General features: G+C 42.1%; 1 protein-coding gene. It reads right to left on the bottom strand.

Annotated elements, in window-relative coordinates:
* A partial coding sequence (locus tag AAEZ03_RS26340; RefSeq protein ID WP_350582701.1) for a class I SAM-dependent methyltransferase occupies nt 1-349 on the bottom strand: 349 nt, incomplete at both ends.

Genomic DNA, 349 nt, shown 5'->3' with positions numbered 1-349 from the left:
TCACAATTCTCAAAGCCCGCTTGCTGCATCATTTGCTTTAGCGTCTGCTGATCAGGGTGCATACGAATCGATTCAGCCAAGTATTGATAGCTTTCTGCATCATTGGCAATCAGCTTGCCCATCATTGGTAATGCGGTAAATGAGTATAAATCATAGGCTTTTGATAATGGCTCAAACACAGGTTTTGAGAATTCTAAAATCAATAAACGACCGCCCGGTTTCAGTACGCGATACATAGATTTTAACGCAGCGTCTTTGTCCGTGACATTCCGCAGACCAAAGCTGATGGTAAGCAAATCAAAGCTATTGTCATCAAATGGCGCTAATGTTTCAGCATTGGCAAGTACAA

The sequence above is a fragment of the Pseudomonas sp. HY2-MNA-CIBAN-0224 genome (genome assembly GCF_040310285.1).
Classification (GTDB): domain Bacteria; phylum Pseudomonadota; class Gammaproteobacteria; order Pseudomonadales; family Pseudomonadaceae; genus Aquipseudomonas; species Aquipseudomonas helleri.
This window is presented reverse-complemented; position numbering and strand designations above follow the sequence as displayed.